Genomic DNA, 18,387 nt, shown 5'->3' with positions numbered 1-18,387 from the left:
TGAACGGTCCGAAGCCCGAAAGCGACATGCCTACACTCGTTCGACTCCTGTCCGCCCTGATCGTCATCGCCGCGCTGGTCATCGCTTCCATGGCGCTCCTGGTGCTGTATGTCGAGCCGAACCAGCGCGAAGTCACGCAGACGGTGCCGCTTCGCAGCCTGGGACAGGGCGCGCAGACCGGGGCGGAACAGGTCGAACGGCCCGCGCCCGCCCAGCCATGAGCCGCGCCGTCGAAGACTTCGTCGAGGCGCTGGCGGTCGAGCGCGGCGCCTCGACCAACACCCTCGCCGCCTATCGTCGCGACCTGACCGACATTGCGGAGCGGCTGACCGTCCGGCTGGAAGCCGCAGGCACCGAGGACCTGTCGGCCGTGATGCACGAACTTGCGCAAGCCGGGCTTACCCCGGCCACGCGCCGGCGCCGCATGGCCGCGATGCGCCAGTTCTTCCGCTTTCTCTATACGGAGGGCCGGCGGCCGGACGATCCGACCGGGCCGCTCGACGCGCCCCGCAAGGCGAGGGCCTTGCCGAAATCCCTGTCGGAAGACCAGGCCGGGCGCCTGCTGGACCGTGCCGAGGCCGAGGCTGCGGACATGACGCTGTCCCCCGCCAGGCGGCTGCGGGCCTTGCGGCTCCATGCCTTTGCCGAAACGCTCTATGCATCGGGCATGCGCATATCGGAGTTGATCGGCCTGCCGCGCGCCGTTCTGCGTGCCGGCGGGGCGGCCATCCTGGTGCGCGGCAAGGGCGGCAAGGACAGGCTGGTTCCGCTTGGCGAGCGGGCCGCCGGGGCGCTTGCCGCATTCTCGTCGTCGGCCGTGGAGGCGAAGGGTGGCGGCCAATGGTTGTTTCCCGCACTGTCCGCCAGCGGCCACGTGACCCGGCAGGCCGTGGCGCGCGAGTTGAAGGGGCTGGCGGCGCGCGCCGGACTGCCCCCGTCCATCGTGTCGCCGCATGTGCTGCGGCATGCCTTTGCCAGCCACCTCCTGCAGAACGGCGCGGATCTGCGCGTCGTCCAGGAGCTTCTCGGCCATGCCGATATCTCGACCACAGAAATCTATACCCATGTCCTGGAAAACCGGCTGGTGGATCTCGTGGCCGCGCATCATCCCCTGTCGGAGGCCTTTGAGGACGGTTGAAACGCGAAGGCCGGACACAACGGGAGGCTTCCTTGACAAGGCAGGGGCTTGTCGTCAGTTTGCGCGCAAAATCACCGGCCTCCCGGCCTGTTCCGTGTTTCTCGGAAGTCCGGCTGGCAAAAGGACGGCCCCGCCGCTGACGGATGCACAACTACCTCGACTTCGAAAAACCGGTCGCCGATCTCGACAGCCAGATCCTCGAGTTGAAGCGGATCAGCAATGACGAAGGCAGCCTCGATGTCGGCGACGACATCGCGCGGCTTGAAAAGCGTTCGCAGGATGCGCTCCTGGATCTGTATCGCAAGCTGTCGCCGTGGCAGAAGACGCAGGTTGCGCGCCATCCCGACAGGCCGCATTGCCTCGACTATGTCGAGGCGCTGATAACCGATTTCACGCCGCTTGCGGGCGACCGTTATTTCGCCGAGGATCTCGCGGTCATTTCCGGTTTCGGCCGTTTCGACGGCAAGTCCGTTGCCGTCATCGGGCAAGAAAAGGGTTCGGATACCCAGACGCGATTGAAGCACAATTTCGGCATGGCGCGTCCCGAGGGCTACCGCAAGGCCGTGCGGCTGATGAACCTGGCGGAGCGCTTTGGCGTGCCGGTGCTGACGCTGGTGGATACGGCCGGCGCCTATCCCGGCATCGGCGCGGAAGAGCGCGGACAGGCCGAGGCGATCGCCCGATCGACGGAAACCTGCCTGAACCTGAAAGTGCCGCTCGTGTCGCTCGTCATCGGCGAGGGGGGCTCCGGCGGAGCCATCGCCATCGCGGCGGCCAACCGCGTGCTGATGCTGGAGCATGCAATTTACAGCGTCATCTCTCCGGAGGCGGGGGCATCCATCCTCTGGCGCGATGCGACCCGCGCCAAGGATGTTGCACAGGCGATGAAGATCACCGCGCAGGACCTCAAGGGCTTCGGCATCATCGACGAGATCGTCGAGGAACCCGTCGGCGGGGCCCACCGCGACAAGGACGCCACGATCCATCGCGCCGGGGAGGCCATACGCAGGGCCTTCGCTTCTCTTGCGGGCCTCGACGGAGAGGATCTGCGCCGCGAGCGCCGGCAGAAATTCCTGGCCATGGGGCGTGAACTCAAGGTCTGAGCCCTTTGCTAGAATGCTTTTCGTTTCGTTAACCCACCTGCAAGGTTGACGGAGTCATAATTCGGCGAGAAAGTTGGATCGATACGGCCAGGGACGTGGCGAGACGTCCGGCCGCAGAGGGGAACGGGGAATGTTCGCCAGACGCCTTGCTACTGCCGCCCTGATGGGAGCCGGAATGATGGTGCTTGCGGCCTGCCAGCCGGGAAGCATCGACGACCTCATGGGCTCCGAAGCGCCTTTGCCGGCAGCGCTCGTCAAGGACATGCGTACCAAGGGCATGGGGCAGCAGTCACCCATGCTGGTGCGCCTGTTCAAGGAAGAATCCGAACTCGAGGTCTGGAAGCAGACCGACAGCGGCGCCTACGCCCTCCTGAAGACGTATCCCATCTGCGCCTGGTCCGGGAAACTCGGGCCGAAGAGGGCGGAAGGCGACCGGCAGGCCCCCGAAGGATTCTACAACATCACGCGCGGCTCGCTGAATCCGCGTTCGCAGCATCACTTGTCCATCAATATCGGCTACCCCAACCGGTACGATGCGTCCAACGGCTTTACCGGACAGCACCTGATGGTGCACGGCTCGTGCAACTCGTCGGGCTGCTACGCGATGGATAACGAGCAGATCGAGGAAATCTACGCCCTCGCCCGGGAGTCCTTCAACGGTGGGCAGCGCAACTTCCAGTTTCAGGCATTCCCGTTCCGGATGACGCCGAAGAATATGGCGCGCCACAAGAATTCCGATCACTATGCATTCTGGTCCATGCTCAAGGATGGGTTCGACAGCTTCGAGGTGACGAAGCGGCCGGTGAAGGTCGATGTCTGCGAAAGGCGCTACTTGTTCAACGCCGCGCTTCCCGAGGGCGCGCAGTTGGACCCGGCCGGCGCGTGCCCCACCGTCCAGGAGGATCCGGCGATCGCCGCGCGCCGCATTTCGGACGATGCCGAAATCGCTTCGCTGGTCGCCAAGATGAACCCGAGCGATTTTGCGATCCAGTCCACCTTCACCTATCGCACGGGCGATCCCATCACGGCGGAAGCCTATGCGCGGGAGCAGAACCGTCGCGAAGGGTACGACCGCCTCGGTAACCGCACCGCGCCGGCCCGCACTTCGATGTTCGGCTCTCTGCTCAACAGGTAAGGCAGCCATGCAGAAGCGCATGGCTGCCATGCGGCAACAGCGCTGGTATGCCGCCACTTAAATCGATATAAAAATACTTAGCGGGCTTCCTCCTCCCAAATAGCCCGCCTTTTTCAAAGCCCGCCCGGTCCTCCCCCGGTGCGGGCTTTTTTCTTTCCTGTTCACATTCAAGGCATCGTGCCCGTTTCCACGCCATATCCCGGGAACGGACTCCCCCTTTCCATGATTGAGGTGGAAGAGCGCGGTTGTTCAAAGCCGCCATCTTCGGGAGGAAACTGGTCATGTCGTATCTATCCGCCGATCTCATCGCGCCGGTTGCGGACAACATTCGGCAACCGGTAGACATGTCCAACGACGACTGGGCCGTGACGATGTACGCCGCCTCCCGCAAGCCCGCCTCGCCGGACGCCGCCACGCAGCCATGGCTCAGCCGACAGCCGCCCAGGCTGCGTCAACACCGCCCGCTGCTGCCGTAGCGATCAGAGCGCCGGCGCGCCTGCGTGGGCGCGTACTTCTGTGCATCGATCGAAGTTAGAGAAATCGTAGGTCAACAAGACGAATGGACGGCCATCGCCATCCGCTCCTACGCTGAGTGCGATGGAGCGCGCCTCTTCGTCCGGCCCGCCATGCCAGAAGGCATAATGATAGCGGCTGCCCGCCGCGATCTGTGCAGACCAGCCGCCCGCATCGAGGCCCGGCGGAACGGCGAAGGAATAGAGCCGCGCATCACCGTATCGACGGGACAGGTGGGAAACCAGCGTGCTGAAGTAGGATCGCGCGGCTACCCCTTCGACATCGCCGTCGAATGGCGCCGTCACGCCGGCAATCGAGCAAAGGCCGTTCGCTTCGTCGTACCGCGCAAAGAACTGGACGAGGCCGGGATAGGCCGCGGGTGGGTTGGCGACCACGACCGTACCGTCGCCGTTGTCCCGCATGATCGTGAACGATGGGGGCCGATCGCCCGCATGCAGGCCGAAGGGCGCCGCAGCCGCAAGTGTCGGTGCGAGCGTGCACGCAGCTAAGACGATCGCAGGCAGGCGCACGGGCATGATCGACTTTCCATCCCTGATGCCGGGCTGCAGAGCCCGGGCTTTCCGGATAGAGGATGAGTGCCGCGCAGCTATGCGCTCAAGAATTCAGAAGTTGTGCCGGCATGCGGCGGATTGCCGCATTCCCCGGGTGGCGGCGGTCAGGCGAAGACGCCGTGGCAGTGCTTGAACTTCTTGCCCGATCCGCATGGGCAGGGTTCGTTCCGTGCAACATGCCCCCATGTCGACGGGTTGGACGGATCGCGTCCCGAATTGTCCACCTCGTCTTCGCCCGTGGTGGGGTCGACGTGGTGCGCCTGCATCGGCGGCAGATCCTGCGGTTCGGGCTCCGGAGGGCGCTGCTGGATCTCCACGCGCGACAATTGCTGCGTCACGCGCTCGCGCAGATTGTCCAGCATCGACTGGAAGAGCTCGAATGCTTCGGATTTGTACTCGTTCAGCGGGTCGCGCTGCGCATAGCCGCGGAAGCCGACGACCGAGCGCAGATGATCGAGGTTGACAAGATGCTCGCGCCACAGGCCGTCGATGGTCTGCAACACGATGGAGCGCTGCACGTAGGCCGTGACTTCCGGACCGAAGCGCTCCGTCTTTTCCGCCGCGGCCGCATCGGCCGCCTCGTGCACGCGCTTGCGGATGTCGCTGTCGTCGATCCCTTCCTCGGCTGCCCATTCCTCGATGGGCAGGTCGAGATTGACGATCTCGCGGATATCCTCGGCAAGTTGCCGGCTTTCCCACTGCTCGGGATAGGCGCGCTCGGGAATATGCTTGGAGATCAGCATGTCGATGGTTTCGCCGCGCATGTCGTCGACCGTCTCGGTCAGCCCGGCGGCGTCCATCAGTTCCAACCGCTGGTCGAAGATGACCCGGCGCTGGTCGTTCATGACATCGTCGTATTTCAGAAGGTTCTTGCGGATGTCGAAGTTGCGCGCCTCGACCTTTTTCTGAGCCTTCTCCAGCGCCTTGTTGATCCAGGGGTGGACGATGGCCTCGCCCTCCTTGAGGCCCAGGCGCGTCAGCATCGTGTCCATGCGTTCGGACCCGAAGATGCGCATCAGATCGTCCTGCAGCGACAGGTAGAACTTCGAACGGCCCGGGTCGCCCTGGCGGCCGGAGCGGCCGCGCAACTGGTTGTCGATACGCCGGCTTTCGTGCCGCTCCGTGGCCAGCACGTAGAGGCCACCGGATTCCAGCGCCTGCTGCTTGAGCCTCTTGATGTCGGCGACGATCTCGGCGGCGCGGGCCTCCCGCTCCGGACCTTCCGGCACATCCTTCAACTCGGCGTCGATCCGCATCTCGGCGTTGCCGCCAAGCTGGATGTCCGTTCCGCGCCCGGCCATGTTGGTGGCGATGGTCACGGCGCCCGGCACGCCGGCCTGCGCCACGATATAGGCCTCCTGCTCGTGGTAGCGGGCGTTGAGGACCTGGAAGTCCTTGAGGCCGCTCTTGCGCAGGCGGTCGGCGAGATATTCGGATTTCTCGATGGAGGTGGTCCCCACCAGGATCGGTTGGCGCCGCTCGGCCGCTGCCTTGATCTCCTCGACGATGGCCGCGTATTTCTCTTCCGCCGTCCGGTAGACCTCGTCATCCTCGTCGATGCGCTGCACCGGCAGGTTCGTCGGGATCTCGATGACGTCCAGCCCGTAGATATCGGCAAACTCGCTCGCCTCGGTCGAGGCGGTGCCCGTCATGCCGGCCAGCCGCTTGTACATGCGGAAATAGTTCTGGAAGGTGATCGAGGCCAGCGTCTGGTTTTCCGGCTGGATGGTCACGCCTTCCTTCGCTTCCAGGGCCTGGTGCAGCCCTTCGGAAAAGCGGCGGCCCGGCATCATGCGGCCGGTGAACTCGTCGATGATGACGATTTCGTCGTTGCGGACGATGTAGTCCTTGTCGCGCTGGAACAGCGTATGCGCCTTGAGCGCGTTGTTGACGTGGTGGACGATGGCCACGTTCTCGATATCATAGAGGGACTCGCCCTGAAGGTGCCCCGCATCGCGGAGCATGCCTTCCAGCTTTTCGGTGCCTTCCTCGGTGAAGGAGACCTGGCGCTGCTTTTCGTCGAGCTCGTAATCCTCGGAATTCAGCAGCGGGATGAAGGCGTCGATGGTCTTGTAGAGGTCGGACCGGTCGTCCAGCGGGCCGGAGATGATGAGCGGCGTGCGCGCCTCGTCGATGAGGATCGAATCGACCTCGTCGATGATCGCGAAGTGATGGCCGCGCTGCACCATCTGCGCGCGGTCGTATTTCATGTTGTCGCGCAGGTAGTCGAAGCCGAGCTCGTTGTTCGTGGCGTAGGTGATGTCGCAGGCATAGGCCGCGCGCCGCTCGTCGTCCGACAGGCCATGCGTTATCACGCCGACGCTGAGGCCCAGGAACTTGTAGACCCGCCCCATCCAGCCCGAGTCGCGCGTGGCCAGATAGTCGTTCACGGTGACGACATGGACGCCCTTGCCTTCGAGCGCGGCAAGATAGACGGGCAGCGTGCCGACCAGCGTCTTGCCCTCGCCGGTGCGCATTTCGGCGATGGCGCCGCCGGCCAGCACCATGCCGCCGATCATCTGGACGTCGAAGTGGCGCATGCCGAGTGCCCGCCTTGCGGCTTCGCGCACGGTGGCGAAGGCCGGCACCAGGAGATCCTCGATCGTCTTGCCGGCTGCGATCTCCTCGCGGAAGCGCTGCGTGCGGGCGACGAGCTCTTCGTCTGACAAGGCTTCCAGCTCTGGCTCCAGCGCGTTGATCGCGCGAACCGTCGGATCGAAGCGCCGGACGCGCCGGCTGTTGGCCGAACCGAACAACAAGCGGGCTAGGCCACCGAAACTGACCATGAAGGGTCCTTCCAAGAGAATTGGCGGTGGGGTGTGTCACCGCCCGCCGCCGCCGGCGGGTCGCCGCTTGACTTGACCGGAACCGGCTGGACTTTAAGAACGTGCGAGAGATAAGAGGGGCCCTTGGCGATGTCAACGCTGGCACGCCGTTTGCGGCGGGAGCGGTTCGCCGGCCTGTCCTGAAAAAGCCACATGCCTCGGCAAAAGGCCGGGCCCGCCCCATCGGGAAGGAACCTGAACCCATGATCCTCAGCTTGAAAGCCCGCCTGCTCGCCTCGGCGCTGGTCGTCGGCACCCTTGCCACCCAGGCCCAGGCCCAGGACGCCGCGGCCCCTGCCGCACCGGCCGCGGAAGAGCCGGCCGAGGCCGCGCCCGCCGTGTCGCCCGAGACTGTCGTCGCCCGCGTCGGCGGTGCGGAGATCACCGAAGCCGACCTGGCCGCCGCCGCCGAGGACCTGTCGCAGCAATTCGCCCAGCTGCCGCCGCAGCAGCGCCGGCTGGCGACGATTTCGGCGCTCATCGACGTCAAGGCGCTGGCCACCAAGGCCGAGGCCGAGGGCCTTCAGGACGAGGACGCCGTTGCACGGCAGATCGCCTTCCTGCGCGAGCGCGCCCTGCACAACGCCTATTTCGACAAGCACGGCGCCGAGGCCATCACCGAGGATGAGCTGCGCGCCCGCTACGACGCCGAAAAGGAACGCTTCGTGCCGCAGGACGAGGTGCATGCGCGCCATATCCTGGTGGAGACGAAGGAAGAGGCGGACAAGCTGATCGAGCGCCTCGGCGCCGGTGAGAAGTTCGAGGACCTCGCCCGCGAAGCCTCGCGCGATCCGTCGGCCCAGAACGGGGGCGATCTCGGCTTCTTCACCAAGGGTCGCATGGTCCCGGCCTTCGAGGAGGCGGCCTTTGCGCTGGAGCCCGGCAGCTATACGCAGGAGCCGATCGAGACCCAGTTCGGCTGGCACGTCATCCAGGCCGTGGAAAAGCGCCAGACACAGTTTCCGCCCTTCGAGCAGGTGCGCGAGCAGGCCCGGCAGGTCGTGCTGCGCGACAAGTATATCGAGATGCTGGAAGCTGCGCGTCAGGAGCTCGACGTCGAATATGTCGACCCGGAGCTGAAATCCCAGGTGGAAGCGCTGGAGCAGGGGCTCAACCAGGGCGAGATGCCAGAGGGCGCCGGCCAGGGCGAGGCCGCACCGCAACCGGCGCAGTAGACCGTTCGGCCCTTGCGCACGGACGCGCCTTGATGCAAAGGCTCTGAACCCTTCGACGGCCCGCCGATGGCGGGCCGTCTTCGTTTTCCGTCGCCGCCCGGCGTCCGCTCCGGCTTATGGATGCGTCCGCCGGCCGCAGAGCCGAGGCCGACCGCAGATGTCCGACTCCGTTTCCCCGCTCGCCCCGTCGACCTATCCCGACATGCCCGCCATCGCGGGCGTGCGAATCGCGACGGCCGCCGCCGGCATCAAGTATCGCGGCAGGACGGACGTGATGATGATGGTGCTCGACGAGGGCACGAGCGTTGCAGGCGTCTTCACGACCTCGCGCTGCCCGTCCGCCCCGGTGGACTTCTGCCGCGAGAACCTGCCCGGCGGCGCGGCACGGGCGGTCGTCGTCAATTCGGGCAATGCCAACGCCTTCACCGGACGGCGTGGGCGCGAGACGACGCGCGCGACGGCGGAGGCCGCCGCCGACGCGGTCGGCTGCTCGGTTTCGGAAGTGTTCCTGGCGTCAACCGGGGTCATCGGGGAGCCGCTCGACGCCGGGCGCTTCACGCATGTCCTGCCGGAACTGTCGGCAACCGCGGCGGAGGGCGCCTGGCGGCATGCGGCCGAAGCCATCATGACCACGGATACCTACCCCAAGATGGCGACGTGCACCGTGGACGTCGGCGGGGTCGCCGTGCGTATCAACGGCATCGCCAAGGGCGCCGGCATGATCGCGCCCGACATGGCGACGATGCTGTCCTTCGTCGCCACGGACGCCGCCATCGCGGCGCCTGTCCTGCAGGGCCTGCTGGCCGAGGCGGTGGTGCCGAGCTTCAACTCGGTGACGGTCGACAGCGACACGTCCACATCCGACACGCTGCTGATGTTCGCCACCGGGCGTGCCGGCGGCGCCCCGGTTACGGATTCCGGCGATGCGCGTCTGGATGCGTTCCGCGCGGCGCTTCGGGACCTCCTGACCGACCTTGCGCGGCAGGTGGCGCGCGACGGCGAAGGCGCGCGCAAGGAAATCCAGGTTCGCGTCGAAGGCGCGGTGGACGACGCCTCGGCCAGGCGTATCGCCCTGTCCATCGCCAACTCCCCGCTGGTCAAGACCGCGATTGCCGGCGAAGATGCCAATTGGGGCCGCGTGGTGATGGCCGTCGGCAAGGCCGGGGAGCCTGCCGACCGCGACAGGCTTGCGATCTCGTTCGGATCGGTGCGTGTGGCGGTGGACGGCGAGCGCGACCCCGCCTACAGCGAGGCCGAGGCCAGCGAGGCGATGAAGGAGGCTGTCATTCGCATCCTGGTCGATATCGGGCTCGGCGACGGGGCGTGGACCGTGTATGGATGCGACCTGACCAAAGAGTATGTTGCGATCAATGGCGATTACAGAAGCTGACAGGTTGCGCCAGTTCGCCATCACGCGGCGGCTGGAGGCCGCGGGGTTCCGCGCCTGGCCGGCGACGTCGACCCATTACGACGGCACCTGGGCGGTGCGGCTGACGACGAGCTTTCCGGCCAAGCGGTTGAACTCGGTGAACCCCCTCGACCCCTCGGACGACCGCGACATCGAGGGGCGGATCGCCCGGGCGCGCGCGCACTTTGCCGCCGCCGGGCGAGAACTGATCTTTCGCCAGTCGCCCCTGGCGCCACCGGCGCTGAAGGCGCATCTGGATGCGGAAGGATGGGAAAGCTTCGGCGAATCCATCGTCTTCACGGCGGATCTGGCGGGCCTCGATCTTTCGGGCGCGCTCGACCGGATTCCCATCCGAGATGCGGAGCGATACCTGGACGCCAGCCTGCGCGTCCACGAGCGGCCCGAAGAGCTGCGGACCGGCCTTGCCGAAGTGCTGGCGTCCATCCGCCCGCCGGCTGCCTACTTCGTCCGCGAGGATCGCGAGGGCCGGCCGCTGGCCACCGCTCTTGCGATCACGGACAACGATCTGGCCGGCATCCTCGACGTGGCCGTGCTGCCGGACGAGCGCCGAAAAGGCATCGGCCGCGACCTCATCGTGACCGCGCTCCGCCATACGCTGCACAAGGGCGCGCGTACGGGCTGGCTGCAGGTGGAGGCGGACAACCTGGCCGGTGTCGCCCTGTATAGCCGGCTCGGTTTCAGCGAGGCCTACCGCTACGTCTATCGCCGCAAGGGCGCCGCATGAGCGGCGTGCGGATGTTGCTGGTGGTTGCATGCGCCCTCGTCGACGCGGACCGGCGCGTGCTGCTGGCCCAGCGCCCCGAGGGCAAGCAGATGGCCGGCCTGTGGGAGTTTCCCGGCGGCAAGGTGGAGCCGGGCGAGCGGCCCGAAGCCTGCCTGATCCGCGAATTGCACGAGGAGCTCGGCATCGAGACGTGGGAAAGCTGCCTTGCCCCCCTGACGTTCGCCAGCCACGCCTATGACGATTTCCACCTGCTGATGCCGCTGTATGTCTGCCGCCGCTACGACGGCATTCCGCGGGGCGTGGAAGGGCAGGCGCTGAAGTGGGTGCGCCCGCGCGACATGCGCGATTACCCCATGCCGCCTGCCGACCTGCCGCTGATCGCGCCGCTGATCGAACTGCTGTAGCTGCCCCGCCCCGGCGCGCGCGTCGTTAACCATTCCCTGACGGGCACAATGACTATTCAGGGTTTATTAACCCGCCGCTCGGCAGATGGTAGGTCTCGATTGGCCGGACAGCTGAGGGGCGTAAAGACGCGATGAGCAGGGTGAGCTACCAGGGCAGGCGTTGCACGCGGCGCGATACGGTGATGGCGCTCTGCCGCGCCACGATCGTGTTCGGTGCGGTGGCCGTCGTGGCCGCGCTGGTCATCCAGCCGGGCAATCTGCGTTCCGAACCGCGTTTTGCGGCCATCCCGTCCGGCGTCGACCGGATGGAGACGGGGTCCATCGGCCTGCAGCAGCCGGGCGCCATCCGCCTGGACACCGGCCGCGGACCGGCTCCCTGCCTGGAGCTGCCCGACGGAAGCCGCCGGGGCGGCTGCTGAGCGCTTTTCGGCATCGGCCTGAAAGGCTCTAACCTCCCGACCGATCCTTTAGGGCATCCGCAAGGCTTGCCTTGGCGCTGCCCGGCGCCAGCGGCTTCTGCTGGCTTTCATGCGGCTTCCAGCCCGACAGATAGATGATGTCGAACGTGGCGCGAATACGCCCGTCGGCGTCGGAGAATCGCTGCCCATAAAGTTCCGCCGCGCGCAGGAAAAGCCGCCGGCCGACCGGCTTGCGGCTGCGCGCCGACAGGCTGTTCGCCATGCCCATCGCCCTCAGGTCGGCCATCAGCCCGAACATCGTATCGTAGCGCACCACCTGCCGCTCCTGGTCGATGACCGGCAGCGCGAAGCCGGTGCGCTGCAGAAGCGCGCCGGCATCGCGCAGTTCGACGAAGGGCTGCACACGCGGCGACGCCCCGCCATAGATTTCGGCCTCGGCGGCAATCAGGCTGGCGCGAAGCTCGGACAGCGTCTCGCCCCCCATGAAGGCCGCAAGGAAAAGCCCGTCGGGCTTCAGCGCGCGGCGGATCTGGGCCATCGCACCGGGCGTGTCGTTCGTCTGGTGCAGGGTCAGCGGCGCCAGGACCAGATCGAGGCTGTCGTCCCTGAAGGGAAGCCATTCATCGTCGCCCGCAACCGCCAGCGGTGTTCCGGCAAGCCATTCCGCTTCGGGAGCCATGCGAATCATGGTTTCCACCTGCGCCGACGAGATTCGCGCCAGCCGTCCGTCATATCCGCCGATTTCCAGGCCGATCCCGAATCGGCGCTGGACGAGCGAAAGGCGCTCGGAGAGGTCGGCGGCGACGGCGTCGTAGAGAAAGCTCGCCTGCGCCATGCCGCGCCCGGCCCACCGCAACCTTAGATTTGCCTGTCGATCCCTGTCGAATGGGGCCTCGGCCTGCTTGCTATCGATTGCCATGATGTTGCTGCCTCGTCCTGGATGCGGCATGATGTCGCGCATGAGGGGTGCATGCGACATCGGGTGAATAGCGCGGCGAAGCCGCCTTGGCGAGCATGGGCGGGCAGGCTGTCTTCCTCATGCCTCGACATGGCCTTTCCGCCGATCTGCATCGGCTGCTCGGCGGCAACGACGCTGCATGGGGCCCTGTGCCCGGCCTGCTGGCCCCGTATGGCCTTCATCGACAAGCCCTACTGCGCGATCCTCGGGACGCCGATGGAATTCGATTTCGGAGACGGGCAGGTCAGCGCGGCGGCGCTTGCCGACCCGCCGCCATTCGATATGGCGCGCTCGGCGGTTATCCACCATGGGCTCGGCCTCAAGCTGGCGTCGCGCCTGAAATATGGCGACCGCGCCGACCTTGCCCGGCCCATGGCGCGATGGATGGTGCGGGCAGCATCCGATCTCCTGCCGTTCTGCGACCTTGTCGTTCCCGTGCCGCTGCATCGCCTGCGGTTATTGAAACGGCGGTTCAACCAGGCGTCCGAGCTGGCGCTCCAGGTTTCCGGCCTGACGGGCGTGCCGCTCCGGCAGGACGCATTGGTGCGCCGCAGGGCGACGCGTAGCCAGGTCGGGCTCGGCCGTGCCGAACGCGCCGTCAATGTGGCGGGCGCCTTCATGGTGCCCCGGCACAAGCGCACCATGCTGAAGGGCAGGGCGGTCCTGCTGGTCGACGATGTCTATACGACGGGGGCGACTGCCGGGGCGGCAACGCGCGCCCTGAAGGCGGCCGGCGCGTCGCGGGTCTTCGTCCTGACCTTCTCGAGGGTTGCGGCCGGCGTCCCGCGGCCGCATATGTGGCATGATTTTTCGGAAGGGCCCCGGAGTGATGGTGCAGGTAACGGTTTATACGCGGCAGCTTTGCGGTTTCTGTACAAGCGCAAAGGCGCTTCTGGACAGGAAGGGCGTTTCCTTTGAAGAAAGGGACGCCACGATCAACCCCGCCTTCCGGCAGGAGATGCTGTCGCGCGCCAACGGCCGCACGACGTTTCCGCAGATCTTCATAGGCGAGACGCATGTCGGAGGCTGCGACGACCTTTATGCGCTCGACGCGGCCGGCCGGCTCGATCCGATGCTGGCCGGGCAGGAGGGCTGAAGCATGGCGGATCTCGTCGCGGCGGTGGTGCAGATGCGATCCACCACCAAGCCGGAAGACAACATCGCGTCTCTGGAAACCCTGGTCGGCCAGGCTGCCGCACAGGGAGCCGCCTATGCCCAGACGCCCGAGATGACGGGCGCCGTCTGCCGCGACCGCGAGACGCTGCTGGCCGGTCTCAGGCCGGCTGCCGAAGATCCCGTCGTCGCGGCGGCGTCCGGACTGGCCCGTCGCCACGGAATCTACCTGCATATAGGCTCCACCGCCATTGCCGCGCCGGGAGGCATGGCAGCCAACCGGGCCTTCCTGTTCGGCCCCGATGGCGTCGAAGTGGAGACCTACGACAAGATCCACATGTTCGACGTCGATCTCGACAATGGCGAAAGCTGGCGCGAGTCCCGCACCTACGTGCCGGGCGAGCGGGCGGCTCTCGCCAGGTTCTCGGTGGGCAGGGCCGATGTGCGGCTGGGATTTGCGGTGTGCTACGACATGCGCTTTCCGGAGCTCTTCCGCGCCGAAGCGCTGGCCGGCGCCAACATCTTGACCGCGCCCGCCGCCTTCACGCGGCAGACGGGCGAGGCGCACTGGCATGTGCTGCTGCGGGCCCGCGCCATCGAGAACAACGCCTTCATGATCGCGGCCGCGCAGGGCGGCCTGCATGCCGACGGGCGCGAAACCTACGGCCATTCGATCATCATCGATCCATGGGGCCGGGTGCTGGCGGAGGTCGACGGAGACGAGCCGGGCGTCGCGGTGGCCCGGCTGGACCTGGCAGCGGTCGAGGCGGCACGCGGCAAAATTCCGAACCTGCGCAACCGGCGCCCCTTCACCACCGAGTTTTCCGCCAAGGCGTCATGATCCGCTACTCGCTTCAGTGCACATCCTGCGGCCATGGCTTCGACGGCTGGTTCCGCTCGGGCGCCGATTTCGACGGCCAGGCGGCAGGCGGCTTGCTGCAATGTCCCGCCTGCGATGCGGCGCGCGTCGAAAAGGCCTTGATGGCGCCCGCCGTCACCGTCGCCGCCGCCCCACAGGCCGCCCCTTCATCGATGGCGATGGGGGACGGACGGACGGAGGGGGTCATGGCCCGGCTGCAGGAGCTTGCCCGGGCGGTGCGCGCCAATTCGGACTATGTCGGCCCGAAATTCGCAGAAGAAGCCCGCCGCATCCACTTCGGCGAGAGCGAGAAGCGCGGCATCTACGGCGAAGCGACCGCCGAGGATGTCCGGTCGCTTCTGGAAGACGGCGTGCCTGCCCTTCCGATGCCGCTGCTGCCTGAAGACAGGAACTGACGCTCATGGCCGGCCTGTGGCGCAAGGCGCCATCCCCGTGCATCGGTGTCTGCAAGTTCCGCGATGGGGGCCATTGCATCGGCTGCCGCATGACGAAGCCCGAAAAGAAGCGGTTCAAGCGGCTCGATGGCAAGGCGAAGAAGCGCGCCTTTTTCGAGGAACTGACCGAGAGGCTCCGGCAGGCCGGCCGGTATGAATATTGGGCGCGCATGTATCGCCGCCGCTGCGAGAAGAAGGACAGGCCCTGTCCGCTCGACAAGCTGGAAGGCGTCGGCTGAGACTCCTATATTGGATTTATTCCAATCAGGAGAATGCCGTGTCCGACCCCTGGGCCGATGCCCCATCCCCTTGCGTCGACGTGTGCAAGTACAAGCGCCAGGGGCGCTGTGTCGGCTGCACCATGACCAGGGCCGAGAAGGACGCCTTCCCGCAGTCCGGCAGCGGCCCCATGAAGAAGGCCTTCATCATGGGGCTGATCGAGCGGGTCTCGCAGGAGCGCAACCCGGCCTTCTGGGCCATCGCCTATCGGCGCAAATGCGACCGCGCCGGAGTGCCGTGCCCGCTGGATGCGCTGGACGACGAGGATCGGTGATCACGGCCATTTCACCACGGGTGGCATGGACGACAGGATCGAATTGACGTTGCCGCCCGTCTTGAGGCCGAACAAGGTGCCCCTGTCGTAGAGCAGGTTGTACTCCACATAGCGTCCGCGCTGGATCAACTGCTCCTCGCGGTCGGCCTCGGTGTAGGGCTTGCGCAGGTTCTGCCGCACGATATGCGGATAGACCACGAGGAAAGCCTTGCCGACATCGCGCGTGAAGGCGAAATCCGCATCCCAGCCGCCGCTCTCGACCGGAGAATGCAGCCAGTCGTAGAAGATGCCGCCGATGCCGCGCGCTTCGTTCCTGTGGGGCAGGAAGAAATACTCGTCGCACCATTGCCTGAAGCGATCGTAGTTGGCGACGCCGGCATGCCGGTCGCAGACGAACTTCATCGCCTTGTGGAAAGCCAGCGTATCGGGGTCGTCCTGAGTGCGTCGGCGCGCCAGCGTCGGCGTCAGGTCCGCCCCGCCGCCGAACCACTGCCCGGTCGTGACGACCATGCGTGTATTCATGTGCACGGCGGGCACGTTGGGGTTGCGCATATGGGCGATCAGGGAAATCCCCGAGGCCCAGAAATTCGGATCGTCGCCTGCGCCGGGGATCTGCTTGGCGAAGTCGGCGCTGAACTGCCCGTGCACGGTCGATACGTGCACGCCGACCTTCTCGAAGACCCGCCCGTGCATCATCGACATGACGCCGCCGCCGCCATCCTTGTCGCGCGACCAGGGCGTGCGGACGAAGCGGCCGGCCGGCGTGCCGCCATCTTCCTCCATCTCGTCCTCGATCGCCTCGAAGGCTTCGCAGATCCTGTCGCGCAGGGTTTCGAACCATTCCCGCGCGATCGTCTTCTTTTCGTCGAGCCCCTCGGGAAGCCCCTGCGGCAGATCCGGTCTTTCCATGTCACCCTCCAGTAGCGCGCGCCAGTACAATCACAACGCGCGACGCCGCTACCCAACCGACAAGCAAACTAGTGCGTTTATCTTCCACGTGGAAGGCTTTGCCGCCTTTGACGATTTGGAGTCCACTTCAGTGGCCGACCGCCCTATCTTCCGGCAGGAGCAGGGGCCCCACCTTTTCGCGCAAGAAGGGGTATGGTGATGGCGCGCATGCAAAAGCCACCGCTGGACGGCTTGAGACGCCAGCTTGCCCGGACGCGCGAACGGTCGGTCGGCCCGCGCGATACGTTCGTGAGGGAAACCTACACGCTGCCGCGTCCGGAAGCCCGCGTGAAGGCGCGGGAGTGGTTCGACCGGTATCCGAAAGCGGCGTACTGGACGTCGGTCGAAAGCTGGCGGCTGCTGCCGGATGGCAGCGTCGAGTTTACGATGCGCCGTTTGCCGACCGCAGACTGACCGGTCAGGCGGCGTGGCGCACGCCGCTATCCGGGGCGACGATCGAAAGGCTGCGCACGGACCAGTCCAGAGCGTCGGCGATACGCTCTCCATCCAGAACCTTCGCAAGGAAGACCTCGCTGCGATGGCCGCCATCGAAGGGAACGAGATAGACGTGGGTGAAGGTGCCCGCCGTGCCGCGATGGACGACGCAAAAGACGGCACAGGCGCGCCTGGTGCGCCCCGGCATGGACATGGCATGGCCGATGAGCAAGGCGTTGTCGCCCCTGCCCAGATGAAGCCTGGAGATCGGATCGAAGACCGGACTATTGCCCATCGTGCCATTTCCCTGCTGTGAGGAGCGCGACGATGGGGCTTGTCCGCTCGGTTGCCGGAAAGGCCACATCCTTCCTTGCGGAAGCACCACCTTGCCCGGATCGGCAGGTTGGCGTTGGGTCGCGCCCAACTCTTGATGCGGGGCGGACCATGCCATGGCGTGGCCGGCGGTTCAAGCCCCCCGGCAAGCGACGTTTGACAGGCCCGCCGCTTGAAGGTCATCACATAAGGGGGCGTCCGGTCTGGCCCGGAACGGCCGGGAGGAGGGCATTCGGCATCATGGTGAAGATCCGGCAGGACGACGTACAGAGACTGGACGACGCCGCACGGGCCGGCTGGCTGTATTATGTCGCCGGCCGCACGCAGGACGAGATCGCGCGTCAACTGGGCATTTCGCGCCAGAGCGCGCAGCGGCTCGTCTCGCTGTCCATCAGCGCCGGCCTCGTCAAGGTGCGCATCGACCATCCCATCGCCGCCTGCCTGGATCTGGCCCGGTCGCTGCGCGAAGCCCATGGATTGCGCTCCGCAGAGGTCGTTCCGTCGGATGCCTCGTCCAGCTCCACCACTCTCGGCGTCGCCCTGGCCGGTGCGGCGGAAATCCAGCGCCGGCTTGCCGAACAGGAACCCTCGATCCTGGCCATGGGCACCGGCCGTACGTTGAAGGCGGCGGTGGAGCAGTTGCCCCTCATGCGTGCGCCGTTGCACCGGATCGTTTCGCTGACGGGCAACATCACCCTCGACGGCTCGGCTTCCGTCTTCAACGTCATCTTCTCGATGGCCGACCGGATCGAGGAGGCGTCCCTGTATCCGATGCCGCTGCCGGTCGTCGTATCGTCGCCGCAGGAAAGGGCCCTCCTGCACGAGCAGAAGGTGGTCAAGCGCACGCTGTCGCTTGCGGCGCAAGCGGACGTGACCTTCGTCGGCATCGGCGAGATCGGCCCGAATGCCCCGCTGATGAAGGATCGCTTCATTTCGCCGGAGGAATGCGACGAACTCGTGCGCCTCGGTGGCACCGGGGAGATCGTCGGCTGGGTCTTCGACGGCCGGGGCCGATTCCTCGACTGTCCGTACAACGAGCGCGTGGCGAGCGCGCCGTTGCCGGCGAGCGGCAAGGGAGACGTCATCGCTCTGGCCATGGGACGTTCCAAGCTGCCGGCGATCCGCGCGGCGGTGGCCGGCAGCCTGGTAAGCGGACTGATCACCGATGAGGAGACCGCGCGTGCCCTTCTGTCGTCGCAAAAATGAAATTGTGCGTTGCGCAACTAAATTGATTTGACACCGGGGGTCGCCGGTGAGAATTTGCCCATTGAACGGACATTTGCTCACCATATGGGT

At 66.2% G+C, this 18,387-nt stretch carries 24 protein-coding genes and 1 riboswitch; of the genes, 18 read left to right on the top strand and 6 right to left on the bottom strand.

Translation table 11 applies throughout. The features are described from left to right. Window positions 1-26: 26 nt before the first annotated feature. The 4 genes from NDN16_RS02505 (at window position 27) to NDN16_RS02490 (ending at window position 3,376) form a co-directional block, all read left to right on the top strand. The gene (locus tag NDN16_RS02505) at window positions 27-221 is read left to right on the top strand and encodes a histidine kinase (RefSeq protein ID WP_251112022.1); all 195 of its coding nucleotides are present in this window, start codon (window positions 27-29) and stop codon (window positions 219-221) included. After that, complete coding sequence (locus NDN16_RS02500) at window positions 218-1,138, top strand: tyrosine recombinase (RefSeq protein ID WP_251112021.1); 921 nt, start codon at window positions 218-220, stop codon at window positions 1,136-1,138. Before NDN16_RS02505 ends, NDN16_RS02500 begins: the two co-directional genes overlap by 4 nt. A 143-nt stretch (window positions 1,139-1,281) precedes the next feature. After that, window positions 1,282-2,241: an acetyl-CoA carboxylase carboxyltransferase subunit alpha gene (locus NDN16_RS02495; RefSeq protein WP_251112020.1), complete on the top strand. Its 960-nt coding sequence runs from the start codon at window positions 1,282-1,284 to the stop codon at window positions 2,239-2,241. A 130-nt stretch (window positions 2,242-2,371) separates the two neighbouring features. Then, complete coding sequence (locus NDN16_RS02490; RefSeq protein ID WP_251112019.1) at window positions 2,372-3,376, top strand: L,D-transpeptidase family protein; 1,005 nt, start codon at window positions 2,372-2,374, stop codon at window positions 3,374-3,376. On the opposite strand, the gene NDN16_RS02485 is transcribed toward NDN16_RS02490, so the two are convergent. Next, a complete protein-coding gene (locus tag NDN16_RS02485; RefSeq protein WP_251112018.1) occupies window positions 3,366-3,659 on the bottom strand; it encodes a hypothetical protein in 294 nt (97 codons plus the stop codon). The genes NDN16_RS02490 and NDN16_RS02485 overlap by 11 nt on opposite strands. On the opposite strand from NDN16_RS02485, the gene NDN16_RS02480 reads away from it, so the two are divergent. Then, a complete protein-coding gene (locus NDN16_RS02480; protein ID WP_251112017.1) occupies window positions 3,658-3,852 on the top strand; it encodes a hypothetical protein in 195 nt (64 codons plus the stop codon). The genes NDN16_RS02485 and NDN16_RS02480 overlap by 2 nt on opposite strands. 3 nt (window positions 3,853-3,855) lie before the next feature. Here NDN16_RS02480 and NDN16_RS02475 read toward each other — a convergent pair whose 3' ends face one another. Continuing rightward, a complete protein-coding gene (locus NDN16_RS02475) occupies window positions 3,856-4,425 on the bottom strand; it encodes a hypothetical protein (RefSeq protein ID WP_251112016.1) in 570 nt (189 codons plus the stop codon). Window positions 4,426-4,565: 140 nt separating this feature from the next. Then, window positions 4,566-7,247: a preprotein translocase subunit SecA gene (gene secA / locus NDN16_RS02470; RefSeq protein ID WP_251112015.1), complete on the bottom strand. Its 2,682-nt coding sequence runs from the start codon at window positions 7,245-7,247 to the stop codon at window positions 4,566-4,568. Window positions 7,248-7,489: 242 nt separating this feature from the next. Here secA and NDN16_RS02465 point away from each other — a divergent pair, with 242 nt between their 5' ends. The 5 genes from NDN16_RS02465 (at window position 7,490) to NDN16_RS02445 (ending at window position 11,437) form a co-directional block, all read left to right on the top strand. Beyond that, window positions 7,490-8,461, top strand: a complete 972-nt coding sequence (locus NDN16_RS02465; RefSeq protein WP_251112014.1) for a peptidylprolyl isomerase — start codon at window positions 7,490-7,492, stop codon at window positions 8,459-8,461. A 157-nt stretch (window positions 8,462-8,618) separates the two neighbouring features. Next, window positions 8,619-9,851, top strand: a complete 1,233-nt coding sequence (argJ, locus tag NDN16_RS02460) for a bifunctional glutamate N-acetyltransferase/amino-acid acetyltransferase ArgJ (protein WP_251112013.1) — start codon at window positions 8,619-8,621, stop codon at window positions 9,849-9,851. Beyond that, on the top strand, window positions 9,832-10,614 hold the full coding sequence (locus tag NDN16_RS02455; protein ID WP_251112012.1) for a GNAT family N-acetyltransferase: 783 nt from the start codon (window positions 9,832-9,834) through the stop codon (window positions 10,612-10,614). The genes argJ and NDN16_RS02455 overlap by 20 nt, the downstream gene beginning before the upstream one ends. Continuing rightward, complete coding sequence (locus tag NDN16_RS02450) at window positions 10,611-11,018, top strand: (deoxy)nucleoside triphosphate pyrophosphohydrolase (RefSeq protein WP_251112011.1); 408 nt, start codon at window positions 10,611-10,613, stop codon at window positions 11,016-11,018. The genes NDN16_RS02455 and NDN16_RS02450 overlap by 4 nt, the downstream gene beginning before the upstream one ends. Before the next feature lie 131 nt (window positions 11,019-11,149). Next, window positions 11,150-11,437, top strand: a complete 288-nt coding sequence (locus NDN16_RS02445) for a hypothetical protein (protein WP_251112010.1) — start codon at window positions 11,150-11,152, stop codon at window positions 11,435-11,437. Window positions 11,438-11,465: 28 nt separating this feature from the next. Here the strand turns inward: NDN16_RS02445 and NDN16_RS02440 are convergent, their stop codons facing one another. Next, window positions 11,466-12,356 (bottom strand): methyltransferase domain-containing protein, encoded by an 891-nt coding sequence (locus tag NDN16_RS02440; RefSeq protein ID WP_251112009.1) that lies wholly within the window; start codon window positions 12,354-12,356, stop codon window positions 11,466-11,468. Between the two features lie 129 nt (window positions 12,357-12,485). Here NDN16_RS02440 and NDN16_RS02435 point away from each other — a divergent pair, with 129 nt between their 5' ends. From NDN16_RS02435 to NDN16_RS02410, 6 genes are read left to right on the top strand one after another with little or no spacing between them, the layout of a single operon-like run. Further along, window positions 12,486-13,313, top strand: a complete 828-nt coding sequence (locus NDN16_RS02435; protein ID WP_251112008.1) for a ComF family protein — start codon at window positions 12,486-12,488, stop codon at window positions 13,311-13,313. Continuing rightward, window positions 13,225-13,491: a glutaredoxin 3 gene (gene grxC, locus NDN16_RS02430; RefSeq protein WP_251112096.1), complete on the top strand. Its 267-nt coding sequence runs from the start codon at window positions 13,225-13,227 to the stop codon at window positions 13,489-13,491. The genes NDN16_RS02435 and grxC overlap by 89 nt, the downstream gene beginning before the upstream one ends. A 3-nt stretch (window positions 13,492-13,494) precedes the next feature. Continuing rightward, the gene (locus NDN16_RS02425) at window positions 13,495-14,349 is read left to right on the top strand and encodes a carbon-nitrogen hydrolase family protein (protein WP_251112007.1); all 855 of its coding nucleotides are present in this window, start codon (window positions 13,495-13,497) and stop codon (window positions 14,347-14,349) included. Then, window positions 14,346-14,783: a DUF1178 family protein gene (locus tag NDN16_RS02420; protein ID WP_251112006.1), complete on the top strand. Its 438-nt coding sequence runs from the start codon at window positions 14,346-14,348 to the stop codon at window positions 14,781-14,783. Before NDN16_RS02425 ends, NDN16_RS02420 begins: the two co-directional genes overlap by 4 nt. A 5-nt stretch (window positions 14,784-14,788) precedes the next feature. Next, window positions 14,789-15,061, top strand: coding sequence for a DUF1289 domain-containing protein (locus NDN16_RS02415; protein WP_251112005.1), 273 nt, complete (start codon window positions 14,789-14,791; stop codon window positions 15,059-15,061). A gap of 38 nt (window positions 15,062-15,099) precedes the next feature. Further along, window positions 15,100-15,375: a DUF1289 domain-containing protein gene (locus NDN16_RS02410; RefSeq protein WP_251112004.1), complete on the top strand. Its 276-nt coding sequence runs from the start codon at window positions 15,100-15,102 to the stop codon at window positions 15,373-15,375. Here NDN16_RS02410 and hemF read toward each other — a convergent pair whose 3' ends face one another. Further along, a complete protein-coding gene (gene hemF / locus NDN16_RS02405; protein ID WP_251112003.1) occupies window positions 15,376-16,284 on the bottom strand; it encodes an oxygen-dependent coproporphyrinogen oxidase in 909 nt (302 codons plus the stop codon). Between the two features lie 195 nt (window positions 16,285-16,479). Here hemF and NDN16_RS02400 point away from each other — a divergent pair, with 195 nt between their 5' ends. Further along, window positions 16,480-16,737, top strand: coding sequence for a hypothetical protein (locus NDN16_RS02400; RefSeq protein ID WP_435301042.1), 258 nt, complete (start codon window positions 16,480-16,482; stop codon window positions 16,735-16,737). Between the two features lie 4 nt (window positions 16,738-16,741). Here the strand turns inward: NDN16_RS02400 and NDN16_RS02395 are convergent, their stop codons facing one another. Further along, the gene (locus tag NDN16_RS02395) at window positions 16,742-17,053 is read right to left on the bottom strand and encodes a hypothetical protein (protein ID WP_251112001.1); all 312 of its coding nucleotides are present in this window, start codon (window positions 17,051-17,053) and stop codon (window positions 16,742-16,744) included. Window positions 17,054-17,090: 37 nt separating this feature from the next. Next, window positions 17,091-17,197: riboswitch (SAM-I-IV-variant riboswitch) on the bottom strand. Between the two features lie 134 nt (window positions 17,198-17,331). On the opposite strand from NDN16_RS02395, the gene NDN16_RS02390 reads away from it, so the two are divergent. After that, a complete protein-coding gene (locus tag NDN16_RS02390) occupies window positions 17,332-18,297 on the top strand; it encodes a sugar-binding transcriptional regulator (protein WP_251112000.1) in 966 nt (321 codons plus the stop codon). Window positions 18,298-18,387 lie beyond the last annotated feature (90 nt).

The organism is Aureimonas altamirensis, assembly GCF_023702225.1.
GTDB classification, from domain to species: Bacteria; Pseudomonadota; Alphaproteobacteria; order Rhizobiales; family Rhizobiaceae; genus Aureimonas; species Aureimonas altamirensis_B.
This window is presented reverse-complemented; position numbering and strand designations above follow the sequence as displayed.